At 63.0% G+C, this 12,561-nt stretch carries 12 protein-coding genes, 2 tRNA genes and 1 other RNA gene; 6 read left to right on the top strand and 9 right to left on the bottom strand.

All coding sequences use genetic code 11. The annotated features are described in order from the left end of the window. Window positions 1–7 precede the first annotated feature (7 nt). Window positions 8–1,690: a DNA repair protein RecN gene (gene recN / locus ACW7G0_RS06120; RefSeq protein WP_456988330.1), complete on the top strand. Its 1,683-nt coding sequence runs from the start codon at window positions 8–10 to the stop codon at window positions 1,688–1,690. A 22-nt stretch (window positions 1,691–1,712) separates the two neighbouring features. Here recN and fur read toward each other — a convergent pair whose 3' ends face one another. Further along, window positions 1,713–2,114 (bottom strand): ferric iron uptake transcriptional regulator, encoded by a 402-nt coding sequence (gene fur / locus ACW7G0_RS06125; protein WP_456961460.1) that lies wholly within the window; start codon window positions 2,112–2,114, stop codon window positions 1,713–1,715. 146 nt (window positions 2,115–2,260) lie between these two features. Here fur and ACW7G0_RS06130 point away from each other — a divergent pair, with 146 nt between their 5' ends. Then, window positions 2,261–2,644 carry an outer membrane protein assembly factor BamE gene (locus tag ACW7G0_RS06130; RefSeq protein ID WP_456989465.1) on the top strand — a complete coding sequence of 128 codons (384 nt, stop codon included), beginning with the start codon at window positions 2,261–2,263 and terminating at the stop codon, window positions 2,642–2,644. Between the two features lie 12 nt (window positions 2,645–2,656). Here ACW7G0_RS06130 and ACW7G0_RS06135 read toward each other — a convergent pair whose 3' ends face one another. Both ACW7G0_RS06135 and ACW7G0_RS06140 read right to left on the bottom strand, forming a co-directional pair. After that, window positions 2,657–2,932 (bottom strand): RnfH family protein, encoded by a 276-nt coding sequence (locus ACW7G0_RS06135; RefSeq protein WP_456988332.1) that lies wholly within the window; start codon window positions 2,930–2,932, stop codon window positions 2,657–2,659. Next, a complete protein-coding gene (locus tag ACW7G0_RS06140; RefSeq protein WP_456988334.1) occupies window positions 2,929–3,360 on the bottom strand; it encodes a type II toxin-antitoxin system RatA family toxin in 432 nt (143 codons plus the stop codon). Before ACW7G0_RS06140 ends, ACW7G0_RS06135 begins: the two co-directional genes overlap by 4 nt. A 61-nt stretch (window positions 3,361–3,421) precedes the next feature. On the opposite strand from ACW7G0_RS06140, the gene smpB reads away from it, so the two are divergent. After that, window positions 3,422–3,931 (top strand): SsrA-binding protein SmpB, encoded by a 510-nt coding sequence (gene smpB, locus ACW7G0_RS06145; RefSeq protein ID WP_456961457.1) that lies wholly within the window; start codon window positions 3,422–3,424, stop codon window positions 3,929–3,931. Between the two features lie 49 nt (window positions 3,932–3,980). Here smpB and ACW7G0_RS06150 read toward each other — a convergent pair whose 3' ends face one another. Further along, a complete protein-coding gene (locus tag ACW7G0_RS06150; protein ID WP_456988336.1) occupies window positions 3,981–6,158 on the bottom strand; it encodes a CHASE domain-containing protein in 2,178 nt (725 codons plus the stop codon). A gap of 139 nt (window positions 6,159–6,297) precedes the next feature. On the opposite strand from ACW7G0_RS06150, the gene ssrA reads away from it, so the two are divergent. Then, window positions 6,298–6,651, top strand: a transfer-messenger RNA (tmRNA) gene (gene ssrA, locus ACW7G0_RS06155). 181 nt (window positions 6,652–6,832) lie between these two features. On the opposite strand, the gene ACW7G0_RS06160 is transcribed toward ssrA, so the two are convergent. The 4 genes from ACW7G0_RS06160 to ppsR form a co-directional block, all read right to left on the bottom strand. After that, window positions 6,833–6,908: transfer RNA gene (locus ACW7G0_RS06160), tRNA-Glu, on the bottom strand. A 64-nt stretch (window positions 6,909–6,972) separates the two neighbouring features. After that, window positions 6,973–7,048, bottom strand: a tRNA-Ala gene (locus ACW7G0_RS06165). 44 nt (window positions 7,049–7,092) lie between these two features. Beyond that, a complete protein-coding gene (locus ACW7G0_RS06170) occupies window positions 7,093–7,599 on the bottom strand; it encodes a DUF1249 domain-containing protein (protein WP_456988338.1) in 507 nt (168 codons plus the stop codon). A gap of 23 nt (window positions 7,600–7,622) precedes the next feature. Next, window positions 7,623–8,444, bottom strand: coding sequence for a posphoenolpyruvate synthetase regulatory kinase/phosphorylase PpsR (gene ppsR / locus ACW7G0_RS06175; protein WP_456988340.1), 822 nt, complete (start codon window positions 8,442–8,444; stop codon window positions 7,623–7,625). Between the two features lie 133 nt (window positions 8,445–8,577). Here ppsR and ppsA point away from each other — a divergent pair, with 133 nt between their 5' ends. Together ppsA and ACW7G0_RS06185 are read left to right on the top strand one after the other, a co-directional pair. Continuing rightward, window positions 8,578–10,956 (top strand): phosphoenolpyruvate synthase, encoded by a 2,379-nt coding sequence (gene ppsA, locus ACW7G0_RS06180; RefSeq protein ID WP_456988342.1) that lies wholly within the window; start codon window positions 8,578–8,580, stop codon window positions 10,954–10,956. A gap of 92 nt (window positions 10,957–11,048) precedes the next feature. Continuing rightward, window positions 11,049–11,975: a mechanosensitive ion channel family protein gene (locus ACW7G0_RS06185; protein ID WP_456988344.1), complete on the top strand. Its 927-nt coding sequence runs from the start codon at window positions 11,049–11,051 to the stop codon at window positions 11,973–11,975. On the opposite strand, the gene orn is transcribed toward ACW7G0_RS06185, so the two are convergent. Next, window positions 11,935–12,516 (bottom strand): oligoribonuclease, encoded by a 582-nt coding sequence (orn, locus tag ACW7G0_RS06190; RefSeq protein ID WP_456988345.1) that lies wholly within the window; start codon window positions 12,514–12,516, stop codon window positions 11,935–11,937. The genes ACW7G0_RS06185 and orn overlap by 41 nt on opposite strands. Window positions 12,517–12,561 lie beyond the last annotated feature (45 nt).

Raw genomic sequence — 12,561 nt, forward strand, 5'->3', positions numbered from 1 at the left:
TCGCCACATGCTCGCTCACCTGTCACTCAAGCACTTTGCCGTGGTCAGCCAGGCCGAACTCACCTTCGGCCCCGGACTGACGGTCATTTCCGGTGAAACCGGCGCCGGGAAATCCTTGCTGGTCGATGCCCTGGGCCTGCTTTCCGGCCTACGTGCGGACAGCGGCGTGGTCCGTCACGGTGCGCAACGCGCCGAGCTGGTGGGCGAGTTTTCGCTGGATGACGTACCCGCGGCGGCGGACTGGCTACGTCGTAATGAACTCGATGAGCCGTCCGATAGCGAAAGCACGAACTGCCTGATCCGGCGCGTGATCCGTGCCGACGGCGGCTCACGGGCCTGGGTCAACGGTCATCCGGTGACATTGGGCCAGTTGGGCGAACTGGCCACGCTGCTGGTGGAGATCCACGGCCAGCATGAGCACCAGGCGTTGCTGTCGCGGCCCAGTCAGTTGGCCTTGCTGGATGCGTACGCCAGTACCGGCGCCGAGCGACGGAAGGTGGCGGACGCCGCGGGACGCTGGACCGACCTGCTGCGCGAGCGCGACCAGTTGTCGTCGCAAGGTGACCTGTCCGAACGTATCGATTGGCTGGAACACCAGCACGACGAGCTGGACCGCGAGACCCTGGAGCCCGAGTCGATCGAGCAATTGTTGCTCGACCACCGTCGCCAGGCCCATGCCAGTGACCTGATCGATGCCAGCGACGCCGCGTTCGCGCAGCTGAGCGGCGACCATGGCGCATCGATTTCCCACAACCTGCAACAGGTGCGCAGCGAACTGCGACGCGTGGCCGAGCATGAGCCCCGGCTGACCGAGGTCGACGCCATGCTGGACGCCGCTGCGATCCAGTTGGACGAGGCGACCGCGCTGCTGGACCGGATCCGGGGCGATCTGGATATCGATCCGTCGACCTTCGGCGCCATCGAACAGCGTCTTGGACGGCTGCACGAACTGGCGCGCAAGCATCGGGTGCAGCCCGAGGAGCTGGCCGCCCGACGCGAAGCGCTGGGCCTGGAGCTGGAGGAACTGCGCGGTGCCGGAGCGCGACTGCAGAAACTCGATGGTGAAATCGACACCGTCCGCACCCACTGGCGCAAGGCGGCCGACGTGCTTGGGGACAAACGCCGCGCGGCAGCGCTCACGCTGGCCCAGGCCACCACCGAGCTGATTGCCGAGTTGGGGATGGGTGGCGGGGTGTTCGAGATTGGCATCGAGGCGGTCGAGGGCGACAAGCCCGACCCGCAGGGCGGTGAGCGGGTTGAGTTCCTGGTCGCGGCCAACCCTGGCCAGCCGCCACGCGCCCTGCGCAAGGTCGCGTCGGGCGGCGAGCTGTCGCGCATCTCGCTGGCGATCGAGGTGGCCGCGCTGGGCCTGGACGCCGTGCCCAGTATGGTGTTTGACGAGGTCGATTCGGGTATTGGCGGCGCCGTGGCCGATATCGTCGGCCAGAAGTTGCGTGCGCTTGGTGCCAGCCGCCAGGTGCTATGCGTGACCCACTTGCCGCAGGTCGCGGCGCAGGGCCACGCACACTACCGGGTCAGCAAGGCAGCGGCAGACGGCGTCACCCAGAGCCAGGTGCAGCTATTGGATATGGAACAACGGCAGGAAGAACTCGCGCGCATGCTGGGCGGGGTGGAACTGACCCGCGAAGCGCGTGCGGCGGCCAAGCGACTGCTCAGCGACGTTGTCTGACGCGCCGTTCAGGATCCACCGTTCAGGGTTTCTTGCGGACGTACAACACCAGCGAATGGTCTTCGATCAGGTAGCCGTAGCGCTCGGCAATGATGTGCTGGAGGCGTTCGATTTCTTCGCTCTCGAACTCGATGATCTTGCCGGTATCGACATCCACCATGTGGTCATGATGCCCACCACGATCGAGCTCATAGACCGACTGGCCGGACTCGAAATTATGCTTGAGCACCAGGCCGACCGCCTCGAACTGGGTCAACACCCGGTAGACCGTTGCCAGGCCGATGTCCTCGCCCTGGTCAAGCAATAACCGATAGATGTCCTCAGCGGTCATGTGCCGGGGCCTGGCGCTGTCGAGCAACTGCAGTATCCGCATCCGTGGATGGGTCACCTTGAGTCCGACGTCCCTGAGATTTTTTGTTTCCATCGTGGGCTCCTGGCGGGGTCCGTTGCGGTGTTACGCGTCCCGCAACACCGGCTGAACGCAGCAAGGGGGGCGGACGCACGGCAGGGTGTCAGTGTATCATCGCCGTCGTCATCCGCCTGCCGCAGAAACCGATGCCAAAGCACCCGATCCGTACTTTCCTCCTTGCTGTTTCCGTCGCCATGATCGCCAGTGGTTGCGGCATCGTCTACCGCCAGCCGATCTACCAGGGCAACCTGCTGGAATCGACCGCGGTGGAGCAACTGCAAGAGGGCATGGGCAAGCAGCAGGTACTCGGATTGCTGGGCACGCCGTCCGTCCAGGACCCGTTCCACCATGACCGCTGGGATTACACCGCTACCCAACGTCTGGACCGCCTGGCCCACACCCACGTCAAGAACCTGACCTTGTGGTTCGAGAACGACGCGTTGGTGACCTGGGAGGGCGAGTACTTCCCGGAACAGGATCTTGAGATATCCCAGAACTCCCGCAAGCAGTTCGGGCCAAACCTGGCCAAGGACAAGAGCAACTAACGAGTACCGGGGCTACTTTCCACTGCCCTGCTTTAGACCGTCTTGGGCGCGACGCCGGCGTGCCTGCTTTGGATCGATCAGCAACGGCCGCAGCAACTCGACGCGATCCCCATCACGTAGCCGCGTGTCCGGTGATGCGTTGGTGCCAAATACCGCGTAAGCGCTGACGCCCTCGATGCGATCCATGTCTGCTGCCCGCACGGCTTCCGAAAGGCAGGCGCCGGGCGGCAGCTCGAGCTTCACCCGCTGGCACCGTTGCGGCCATGCGCACACGACCTCGACTTTCATTGGGCTCCGCGGTCCGCCGCACGGACGAAATCATCGACCATGCGGTCGGCGAGTTTCTGGAAGCCCAGCGCCATTGCCGGACCCAGCAAACGCACCGTCGGCTCGAAGCTCAAGGTCAGCCCGATCCTGCAAGCCGATTCGTCAAGCGCGTGGAACTCCCAGCGGCCCGACAGCTTTCGGAACGGCCCGTCCACCAGGGCCATGTCGATATGGTGTGGTGCCGAATAGGTGTTGCGCGTGGTGAACCAGGTGCTCAGCCTGCCCAGGCCAAGGTCCAGGCGCGCGACCATGTGGGTGTCGGAGGATTCCAGCACCCGGGCGTCCTTGCACCAGTCGAACCGGCGCGGATAGGCGGCCACGTCACTGACCAGCGCGAACATGCGGTTGCTGGAGTGATCGACGAGGGCGGAACGTTGGATAGTGGTCATGGCATGCAACTGACGTCACCGATGTCGCCCGCAGCGCCCCGGATCGGACACAATAGGCGCAATGACGAAAAATAAAGACAACAAGGCTGGCAAGGATAAAGGAAAGGCAGGCGGGGGCACCATCGCGCTGAACAAGCGTGCCCGCTATGACTACCACCTTGAAGAGCGTTTCGAAGCCGGTTTGGCGTTGCAGGGCTGGGAGCTGAAATCGATCCGTGCCGGGCGCGCCAACATCGGCGAGAGCTACGCGGTGATCCGAAGTGGGGAGATGTTCCTGTTCGGCGCCCAGATGACTCCGGTGATCTCCACCTCAAGCCACGTCGTCGCCGAGGCCCTGCGCACCCGCAAGCTGCTGTTGCACCGGCGCGAGATCGACAACCTGATCGGTCGGGTCGAACGCGACGGGTACACGGTGGTGCCCACCTCGATGTACTGGAAGGGCAACAAGGTCAAGATCGAGCTCGCGCTGGCCAAGGGCAAGCAGGATCACGACAAGCGCCAGACCAACAAGGATCGTGATTGGCAGCGCGAGAAGCAACGCACCATGCGCTCACACAACAAGAACGCTTGACGATCCCCCGGCCAGGGCGCCTGCACGGCATCAGCAGGCAGTCACGGGGCTATTCCGCGGTGGCGCCGGGCAAGGTGAAGTAGAAGCTCGCGCCCTCCCCTTCGCGACCCTCCGCACGTATCGTGCCGCCGTGGCGTTCGACGATCCGTCGCGCCGACGCCAGGCCGATGCCATGGCCTTCGAATGCCGACTGCGCATGCAGGCGCTGGAACGGGCGGAACAACTTCTGCACATAGGCCTGGCCGAAGCCGACGCCGTTGTCGCGGACGAAGAACTCATCGCCTTCACGGCCGAACTGGATCCGGGCCAGGTCCCGGTCGCCGCTAAACTTCCATGCGTTCGCCAGCAGGTTGGTCAGCAGGTTGCGCAGCAAGCTCGGGTCGCCGTTGACGCGAAGTCCAGGCGTGATTTCAACCTCGACCTTGCGTTCCGGATCCGCGCCCCGCAGGTCATCGATGACTTCCGCCGCCACCTGGCTCAGTGCTACCGGTTCAATTGTCAGCTCGCTGCGGCTCAGTCGCGACATGCGCAGCAGTGCGTCGATCAGCTCACCCATGCGACCGGCGGCATTGCGTGTCCGCATCAGGTAACCCTGCCCCGCCTCGTCCAGCTGGTCGCCATATTTCTCGGTCAGTATCTTGCTGAAACCGGCAATCGCGCGCAGTGGTGCGCGCAGGTCATGGGAGACGCTGTAGGCGAACGACTCCAACTCCTGGTTGACCTGGCTCAGCTCGCGCGTGCGCGAGCTGACGCGCGCCTCCAGGGTCCGGTTCAGGGCCCGCACTGCGGCTTCCGCGCGCAGACGCTCGGTCACATCCTCGGCCTGGACCAGACCGGCGATATCGGTGCCGACGCTGCCCGGTATCGGCGCACGCGTCAGATGGACATGGCGTGGTTCTCCGTCTGCGCGACGTACCAGACGCGTCTCACGGCGCACGCCACTTGCATCCCCACGATGTCGAGGCGTGGCGCCATCGCCCGATTCCACCTCGTCTTCCAGCAGTGACTCCAGCTTCGTGCCGACCAGTTCCTCGGACCTGCGACCCACGATCGCGGCAAATGCCGCGTTCGCCTCGACGATGCAGTGGTGGCTATCCAGCAGGACCTTGCCGATTGCCGAATACGCCATGGCGGTACGAAAGCGCTCCTCGCTGCGCCGGAAATTCTCGTTCATCCGCAGCGCAATCGACTGAGCCCTCGACTCGGTGCGCGCCAGCATCCAGGCAACGCCATACATGAGCAAACAGGCGAGCAGGCCAAAGACCAGCATGTTCCGCAAGCCCTGCAGGCGCGGCACCGCCGAGGCGACCGGCTTGGACTGGAACTCCAACCGCCACTGCCGTCCATAGCTCTCAAACGTGGTGTGATATCGGAACGCGGGTGCCTGGTCCGATGATTCTCCAGGTGTGACATACAGCAGTTCGACATCCTCATCGGTGACGTCGAGTATCTGGAACCTCGATTGCCGGTCGCCGACCGCCTCCAACACCAGCGATTCCAGCCGGAAGGGGATGTATACCCAGCCGAGCATGGAGTCACGTCGGGCAGCCGGCGTGTCGGGCCGCTGGACACCGCGGTATACCGGTACGTACAGCAACAGACCGACGTTCTGCGCCGCCCCGTCCTGGATCAGGTGTACCGGCCCCGACAATGCCGACTGGCCAGTCACCATCGCTTCCGTCATCGCGGCACCGCGAGTTGGCTCGGACAACATGTCATAGCCAATGGCTTCCACGTTGGCAGCAGTGCGCGGCTCCAGGAACAGGATCGGCCCGTACGTCGGCCGAGCACCCTGCGGACGCACGTCCAACTGGCCCCAACCTGCCTCTTGCCATTCCCGCTGCAGGTCAACCATGCGCGTCTTGCGCAGGTATCCTGAAAAGCCCAGCCCGACGAAACTGGGGAAACGGCGTGACAACTCCAACCCCCCCACATAGCTGGCCCACTGCTCAGGTGTCGGCCGGGTGACCGCAAACAGCGAAATGCCGCCGCCGGCAACCAGTTCGTAGTTGATCATCCGTTGCTGCAGAAGCTCGGTGATATCGTTGCTTTCGCTCCTGAAGGTGATCTCGCTGCTGCGTAGCTCCCGCTCGTAGGCGACCCGCCACAACAGCAGTACCGACACCAGCGACGCCAACAACACGACCAACGCCAGCAGGTGCCCGCGTAACGGTCTCAACCGGCTGGCAAAGGAGCGTTTGGGGCTATCACCGGGCGCATTGTCCATTGTGGTCAAGCATACAAGGACGCCGTCGGCTCGTCGCTGCAGATGAAGCAGCTGAACGCGGCGGAGCAAATTCACGGGGAAACCTTGTGCAACGACCTTTGCGCCTTATACTGCCGGTGTCAGCAATCTTGTAGTCCCCGGGGGTGCACTGGCTTCGACGGGGGTCGCGAAATCGCTTGGCGCATGCCGAGGGGGTAGCTTTCCTCGTAAATCCAGCTGCAAAACTCTAGTTGCGAACGACGACAACTACGCACTGGCCGCTTAAGGCCTAAGCCCCGAAATCGCTTGTGTCCGTGCTCGCGACGTAGGGTCATCATCACGGAATCGCCGGGAGTGGCTGCCTGCCAGCACCCGGTTAACCTAAAGCAGGCTGGTCCCCGGATGCGCTTTGTGCGCCGTGCTGTCCGGGGATGAGACTTAACGGAGCACTAAGCATGTAGTGCCGGGGATGGAGTGCCTTCGGACGGGGGTTCAATTCCCCCCACCTCCACCAATTCAGAAGTGCGAAACGAAAACCCCGCAAGGCTCACGCCTTGCGGGGTTTTCTCGTTACGGGCCGGCATCAATTGGTCGATTCTGGCTGTAAAGTCCATCTGCTGGCGTTGGACGCCTGCGATGCCGACACGCCAACGCACAAGGCCACCCGAAGGTGGCCTTGTGCGTTGGGTAAAAAATGGTGTCCCCAAGGGGATTCGAACCCCTGTCGCCGCCGTGAAAGGGCAGTGTCCTAGGCCTCTAGACGATGGGGACACGCGGGAACTTCGGACTTTTGCCGACCGCTTTCACTCGGTCGAGTAACGAAGAACCTTGAAAATGGTGGAGCCAGGCGGGATCGAACCGCCGACCTCCTGCATGCCATGCAGGCGCTCTCCCAGCTGAGCTATGGCCCCACGGGCTGGAAAGTCGACAAGCTTAGAGGCGCCTGCTGAAACCGTCAAGCCATGTTTGCTACTTCGTGTGAATTTCCCTCACGACCGGCCGTAATTGCCGTCAATGTAGCGACGCAATGACCGCGCTCGGCGAGGTATTGCAGCCACTTCCCCAAAAACGTATTCATCCGCATCCGGTGGCTGATCAATTCGGCGGGCAGCGGATGCATGCCGATGACATCCTGCCAACGGCGACCGATGTAGCAATGCGTCGCCTCCAGCTGCCGGGCGTCATGGTACTGGCGCAGATAGGCCGACGGGTCGGGCTGTCCGGTCACCGGGTCCGGCATGCCGTAGGTCAGGCGCAGTTCGGTGGTGTAACGGTGCTGCTCCAACACGTCTACCTGCAGGTCCAGGCCGTCACCGACGCTGGATATGTATCGCCCTACTTCCAGCTCGGCGGGCGCGATGACGCGTCCCAGCCGCACATGGTTTTCGGTGTACAGCCCCATCAACCAGCCAAAGCGGCTGAGCGTGGGGATGTGGGTGGTGCGGGTTGCCTGTGCGTCCATGCCCCGATGCTACACGTGGCAGGTCAGTACATCTCCCGCCGAATGCCCAATGTCGACATGACTTTGCTGGAGATTTCCTCGATGGAGGTATTGGTCGTGCTCTGGGTCGGGATGCGCTCCCCGCGGAACAGGGCCTCGGCGGCGGCCACCTCGCGTTTGCAGGTCTCCAGCTTGGCGTAACTCGAGTCCGGCCGGCGCTCCTGGCGGATCTGCTGCAGCCGTACGGGATCGATGGTCAACCCGAACAGCTTCTCGCGGGACGCCTTCAACTGGGCCGGCAGGCGGTCGTGATCCAGGTCTTCGGCGGTCAGCGGATAGTTGGCGGCCCGGATGCCGTACTGCATCGCCAGGTAGACGCAGGTTGGTGTTTTACCGGCACGCGACACGGCGACCAGGATCACGTCGGCATCGCTGTAGTCGATGGCAATGCCGTCATCGTGGGTCAACGCATAATTCATGGCGTTGATGCGGCGGTGGTAGCTGTCGAAATCCACGATCGCGTGGGCACGTCCGACGTGGTGCTGGCGTGCGTGCCCCAACTCACGCTCCAGTGGCTTGATGAACGGAGCGAATGCATCCAGCATCAGCGCGCCACTGTTGGCCAGCGTGGCGCTGACGGTCTCATCCACGCAGGTGTTGATGACGATCGGTCGGGTGCCGGAACGCTCCGCTGCCCCGCGGATACGTTCAACGGCGTCTTCCGCGCGAGCCACCGAGTCCACGAAGGAAATGCGTTCGCCTTCAAAGCGCGTCCCGTTGAACTGGGTCAGCAAACTGTGGCCGATTGTCTCGGCGGTGATGCCGGTGCCATCGGAAACATAGAAAACCGGTCGTACCTCTGCCATCACTCACCCTGTCGTTGTTGGTCATCCATACGAAAATGCCGGCCAGATCAACCTTGTGTGCATCCGGCGCAAGGGCGATCATAGCGGCTTCGCCGCGCCCTACGCGCTTCAAAGTCTACGGAGATACCCCGTTTTGAACGACAACATCCTGTGGTTGCATGCGCTGCGCCTTGACGACCTCGCCCGGGTGGGCGGCAAGAATTCGTCGCTGGGCGAGATGATCGGCAACCTGGCCAACCTCGGGGTATCGGTGCCAGGTGGCTTTGCGACCACGTCGGAGGCGTTCAAGGACTTCATCGCCCATAACGATCTGGAGCAACGCATCTTCGACCGATTGGCGCCGCTGGACGTCGAGGATGTGGGCGCGCTTGGCGAGGCCGGCAAGCAGATCCGCGATTGGGTGATCGGTGCGCCGCTGCAGCCATCGCTCGATGCCGACATCCGCCACGGCTACCGGCAATTGTGTTCCGAGAACGGTGGCGGCGATGTCGCCGTCGCGGTTCGCTCTTCGGCCACCGCCGAAGATCTGCCGGATGCAAGTTTTGCCGGGCAGCAGGAGACATTCCTCAACGTCACCGGCGAGGACGACGTGGTGGTCAAGGTGAAGGAAGTCTTTGCCAGCCTCTATAACGATCGCGCGATCGCCTACCGCGTGCATCACGGCTTCAAGCACGAGGACGTGTTCCTGTCCGCCGGCGTGCAATTGATGGTGCGCTCCGATGTCGGTTCGTCCGGCGTTCTGTTCACCCTGGACACCGAGTCGGGCTTCCGCGAAGTGGTGTTCATTACCTCAAGTTTCGGCCTCGGGGAAATGGTCGTGCAAGGCGCGGTCAATCCCGACGAGTTCTACGTCTACAAACCCACCTTGGCCCAGGGCAAGCAGGCGATCCTGCGTCGCTCGATTGGTGCCAAGCAGCTGCGCATGGTGTATTCCGACCAGCCCGGCGAGCGTGTACGCACCGAAGACACTCCCGCGGAGTTGCGCGGTACCTTCTCCATCAGCGACGAGGAAGTGCACGAGCTGGCCAAACAGGCGCTGGTGATCGAGAAGCACTACGGCCGGCCGATGGATATCGAATGGGCGAAGGATGGCGTCAGCGGCAAGCTGTTCATCGTCCAGGCCCGCCCGGAAACCGTGAAATCACGCGCGAAAGCCACCCAGATCGAGCGTTACCAGCTTGGCGAGCGCGGACCGGTGATCTGCGAGGGTCGATCGATCGGTCAGCGCATCGGCAGCGGCGTGGCTCGCGTGGTGCGCTCGATGGAAGACATGGCCCGTGTACAGCCCGGCGACGTCCTGATCGCCGACATGACCGATCCGGACTGGGAGCCGGTGATGAAGCGTTCGGCCGCGATCGTGACCAATCGTGGCGGCCGTACCTGCCACGCGGCGATCATCGCACGCGAGTTGGGTGTCCCCGCCGTGGTCGGCACCGGCAACGCGCTGGACACGATCAAGGACGGCCAGACGGTCACCGTGAGCTGCGCGGAGGGCGATACCGGCTTCATCTACGACGGCGCCCTGCCCTTCGAGCGCCATGTCGCCGATCTGGACAAGATGCCGCCAGCGCCGCTGAAGATAATGATGAATGTCGGCAACCCCGACCGCGCATTCGACTTCGCCATGCTACCCAACGCGGGCATCGGCCTGGCCCGGCTGGAGATGATCATCGCCAGCCACATCGGCATCCATCCGCAGGCCTTGCTCGAATACGACCAGCAGGATGCGGAGACCAAGCGCAAGATCGACGACAAGATCGCCGGCTACGGTGATCCGGTCGAGTTCTACGTCGACCGGCTGGCCGAGGGCATCGCGACGATTACCGCATCCGTCGCCCCCAAGCCGGTGATCGTGCGGTTGTCGGACTTCAAGTCCAACGAGTACGCCAACCTGATTGGTGGTTCGCGATACGAGCCGCATGAAGAAAACCCGATGATCGGCTTCCGCGGCGCTGCCCGTTATCTCGACCCAAGCTTCAGCGATGCGTTTGCGCTGGAATGCCGCGCGGTGCTCAAGGTGCGCGAGCAGATGGGGCTGACCAATTGCTGGGTGATGATCCCGTTCGTCCGCACGCTGGACGAGGGCCGCAAAGTGGTTGAGGTCCTGCGCGCCAATGGGCTGGAACAGGGCAAGGACGGACTCAAGATCATCATGATGTGCGAGCTGCCGTCCAATGCACTGCTGGCCGAGGAGTTCCTGGAGATATTCGACGGCTTCTCGATCGGCTCCAACGACATGACCCAGTTGACCCTCGGGCTGGATCGCGACTCGGGGCTGATCGCCCACCTGTTCGATGAGCGCGACCCGGCGGTCAAGAAGTTGTTGTCGATGGCGATCCAGACCGCAAAGGCCAAGGGCAAGTACGTGGGCATCTGTGGCCAGGGCCCCAGCGACCACGCCGACCTGGCCCAATGGTTGATGGAACAGGGGATCGATTCGGTATCGCTGAATCCCGATACAGTCGTGGACACTTGGCTGCGCCTGGCCAAGGCGAAAGCCAAGGCCGGCTGAAAACTGACAACCTGCTAACGGCGTAGCCGCTAGGCTTTAGACGACACTGGACGCCCCGCTTGATGCGGGGCGTCGCATATGAGGAAGCTGGAATGAATCCGACCGCCACAATCCAGGTATCAACCGGCTGGATCGCGCACGCACGTGCCGGCGAATGGACCCAGGCGCTCGTCGGGATCGGCATCCGCCTGGGGCTGGCACTGTTGCTGTTTCTGGCGGGGCGCTATCTCATCGCCTGGATCACCACTGCAACAACACGCGGCATGAATCGCACCCAGATGGACCCGACTGCGGCGATGTTCCTGAGCAAGGTCGCCTCAGTGCTGATGACGGTCGTCCTGGCGCTGGCATCGTTGCAGGTGATCGGCGTGCCGATGACTTCAATGATCGCGGTGCTCGGTGCCGCCGGCCTGGCGATCGGCCTGGCGCTGAAGGACTCCTTGTCGAACATCGCCTCGGGCGTGATGCTGGTGACGCTCAGGCCGTTCCGGGTAGGTCATGTGGTCAACATCAACAATGAGAGTGGCACGGTCGAGGCGGTCAGCATTTTCCAGACCCGCCTGCGCGGCGCGGACAACCAGACAATCATCCTGCCCAACAGCCTGATCACCAGCGAATCGATCATCAACTTCACCCCCGACAACATGCGTCGGGTCGAGTTGGTCATCAGCATTGGCTACACCGCCGACATCGATGTTGCACGTGATATTGCGCTGCGATTGATGCATGCCGACCAGCGCGTCTTTGCCGATCCCGAGCCCAGCGTGCTGGTGTACGCCCTGGGCGAGAACAGCGTGGAGCTGGGCGTGCGCTGCCATACCAACAACGCCGACAACTTCGCGACCAAATGCGAGTTGTTGGAGTTGATCAAGAAGGCCTTCGACAAGGCCGGTGTCAGCCCGCCATTCCCGCAGCGCGAGATCAATCTCTATCAACGCGATGGCACCGGCAGACGCAGGGCAATCACTTCGATGAAGGCTAAGCCAGAGGCGAATCCAGACCGCCCAGCTGACCCATGAATGCGCGGTAGTGCTGCAACTCGGCAATCGAGTCGTGGACGTCGCTCAATGCCGTATGGCGGGACTGTTTGTCCAACCCGGCCAGCACCGTGGGCGCCCAGCGATGCGCCAGCTCCTTGAGGGTGCTGACATCCAGATTGCGGTAATGGAAGTGCCGCTCCACCCGTGGCATCAAGCGATGCAGGAAACGACGGTCCTGGCAGATCGAATTGCCGCATATCGGTGATGCATTCGCCGGCACCCATTCGGCCAGGAAGGCGAGCGTGCGTTGTTCGGCCTCGGCCATCGACACGCCCTGGTTCAGCACCCGATCCCACAATCCGGACTTGCGATGCTGGTTGCGGTTCCAGTCGTCCATTGCTTCCAGCTGCGCCAGCGGGTGTCCGATCGCCAGCTCCGGGCCTTCGGCCAGTATGTTGAGCTGCTTGTCCGTCACCACGGTCGCGATCTCAAGGATGGAGTCGTTGTCGGTGTCCAGCCCGGTCATTTCCAGGTCGATCCAGATCAGGTTTCCAGCGTTCCGGGAGCCGTTCGAGGTCATGCGCTCGTGTCATCATGAAGTGGCTGGCATCATACCGTCAGCCTG

The sequence above is a fragment of the Lysobacter sp. A286 genome, from assembly GCF_054052105.1.

Coding starts and splice junctions, on each gene's coding strand:
- recN (WP_456988330.1), top strand. CDS start 8: ATGCTCGCTCACCTGTCACTCAAGCACTTTGCCGTGGTCAGCCAGGCC.
- fur (WP_456961460.1), bottom strand. CDS start 2,114: ATGGAAACAAAAAATCTCAGGGACGTCGGACTCAAGGTGACCCATCCA.
- ACW7G0_RS06135 (WP_456988332.1), bottom strand. CDS start 2,932: ATGAAAGTCGAGGTCGTGTGCGCATGGCCGCAACGGTGCCAGCGGGTG.
- ACW7G0_RS06140 (WP_456988334.1), bottom strand. CDS start 3,360: ATGACCACTATCCAACGTTCCGCCCTCGTCGATCACTCCAGCAACCGC.
- smpB (WP_456961457.1), top strand. CDS start 3,422: ATGACGAAAAATAAAGACAACAAGGCTGGCAAGGATAAAGGAAAGGCA.
- ACW7G0_RS06150 (WP_456988336.1), bottom strand. CDS start 6,158: ATGGACAATGCGCCCGGTGATAGCCCCAAACGCTCCTTTGCCAGCCGG.
- ACW7G0_RS06170 (WP_456988338.1), bottom strand. CDS start 7,599: ATGGACGCACAGGCAACCCGCACCACCCACATCCCCACGCTCAGCCGC.
- ppsR (WP_456988340.1), bottom strand. CDS start 8,444: ATGGCAGAGGTACGACCGGTTTTCTATGTTTCCGATGGCACCGGCATC.
- ACW7G0_RS06185 (WP_456988344.1), top strand. CDS start 11,049: ATGAATCCGACCGCCACAATCCAGGTATCAACCGGCTGGATCGCGCAC.
- orn (WP_456988345.1), bottom strand. CDS start 12,516: ATGACCTCGAACGGCTCCCGGAACGCTGGAAACCTGATCTGGATCGAC.